The organism is Pseudomonas sp., assembly GCF_050739655.1.
Taxonomy (GTDB): Bacteria; Pseudomonadota; Gammaproteobacteria; order Pseudomonadales; family Pseudomonadaceae; genus Aquipseudomonas.
In genome coordinates, this window is record NZ_JBOIBY010000411.1 from 1 (window position 1) to 1,847 (window position 1,847).

Consider the following 1,847-nt stretch of genomic DNA (forward strand, 5'->3'; position numbering starts at 1 on the left):
CTACCTGCGCATCCTCAAGTGCGGTTTCCGCGCTGGCGACAACGCGCCTATGGCGTACGTCGAGTTGGTTGATCGTGCTACTGCTGGCGAAGCTGTATCCGCCGAGTAAGACGTCAGTCTGAAACAAGGAACCGGGCCTAGTGCCCGGTTTTTTGTGCCCGTAAGAAAAGCGCCGTTTGTACAAGCGTTTCCTTCGTCCGTGTCGTCATGATGTGGCGGGGATGGTCATTAGTATTTCTCTATCGATGTCTGCAAGTTAATGAATTTGTAGCTGTCATATTGATGATCAATACTCCTTCTCAGCCGATTAGCCGGCAGTTCAAGACCGACAGAGGAAGGAAGATCGCATGAGCCAGAACACCACGCTTACCACCGCCAGTGGCGCTCCTGTTGCCGATAACCAGAATTCCCGTTCCGCCGGCCCTCGTGGCCCGCTGCTGCTCGACGACTTTCACCTGATCGAGAAGCTTGCCCACTTCAACCGTGAAAACATCCCTGAGCGCCGTGTGCACGCCAAAGGCTCGGGTGCTTACGGTACGTTCACCGTAACGCGCGATATCACTCAATACACCAGTGCCAGGCTGTTTGATGCAGTCGGCAAGCAAACCCCCACGTTCCTGCGGTTTTCCACCGTGGGTGGTGAGCGTGGTTCGGCCGATACCGAGCGTGATCCGCGCGGGTTTGCCTTGAAGTTTTACACCGAGGAAGGCAACTGGGACATCGTCGGCAACAACACACCAGTGTTCTTCATTCGCGATCCACTTAAATTTCCAGACTTTATCCACACCCAGAAGCGCTTACCGCAAAGCAACCTGAAGAGTGCCCAGATGATGTGGGACTTCTGGTCGCATTCGCCCGAGGCGCTGCACCAGGTCACCATCCTGTTCTCCGACCGGGGTATTCCTGACGGGTACCGCCACATGCACGGCTTTGGCAGCCACACTTACAGCCTTATCAACGCTCAAGGTGAGCGTCACTGGGTGAAGTGGCACTACAAGACCAAACAGGGGATCAAGAACCTGGCTCCGGCCGAGGCTGCGCGCCTGGCGGGTACTGATCCGGATTACGCCCAGCGCGACTTGTTCAATGCCATCGAACACGGTGACTTTCCAAAATGGCGCGTGTGCATTCAGATCATGAGTGAGGCTCAGGCGGCGGCGCACTACGAGAATCCGTTTGATGTAACCAAGACCTGGTCGCAGAAAGAGTTTCCACTGATTGAAGTCGGAGAGCTGGAGCTCAATCGCAATCCGCAGAATTACTTCGCGGAAGTCGAGCAAGCGGCGTTCGGCCCTAGCAATATGGTTCCAGGGGTTGGTCTCTCGCCGGATCGCATGCTGCAAGGTCGGGTGTTCGCCTACGCGGATGCTCACCGCTACCGCGTTGGCACCAACCATCAGCAACTGCCAGTGAACGCGCCTCGCAGTCCGGTCAATACATACCAGCGCGACGGTTCGATGGCTTTTGGAAGCAACGGTGGCGCAGCGCCCAACTACGAGCCAAACAGCTACGTCGAGTCGCCGAAGCAAGCGCCTCGTTATGCAGAGCCCGCGTTGGCCCTCAGTGGTGCCGCCGATCGTTACGACCACCGTGAAGATACTGATTACTACAGTCACGCCGGCGCGTTGTTCCGCTTGATGTCTGAAGAGCAGAAATCACTGCTGGTCAATAACATCGCCGGTGCGATGGCGGGTGTTTCGAGCGATGTGGTTGACCGCCAGTTGCAGCACTTCTACAAGGCCGACCCGGCGTATGGAGAAGCAATCGCAAAGCTGCTCAACGTACAGCTTAACGAAGTCTAAATGAGAAGCAGAACCGCCCTTGTTTGGGCGGTTTTTGCGTTATTT

General features: G+C 56.2%; 2 protein-coding genes. Both read left to right on the forward strand.

Annotated elements, in window-relative coordinates:
* Positions 1–109: L17 family ribosomal protein (locus tag ACRESJ_RS20200; RefSeq protein WP_431756159.1), on the forward strand; the 109-nt coding region annotated here is incomplete at its 5' end.
* Between the two features lie 238 nt (positions 110–347).
* The gene (locus ACRESJ_RS20205; RefSeq protein ID WP_431759470.1) at positions 348–1,802 is read left to right on the forward strand and encodes a catalase; all 1,455 of its coding nucleotides are present in this window, start codon (positions 348–350) and stop codon (positions 1,800–1,802) included.
* The last annotated feature ends 45 nt before the right edge of the window (positions 1,803–1,847 follow it).

What these genes read in the sequence shown, in the direction of transcription:
- ACRESJ_RS20205 (WP_431759470.1), top strand. Translation starts at nt 348, where the DNA reads ATGAGCCAGAACACCACGCTTACCACCGCCAGTGGCGCTCCTGTTGCC.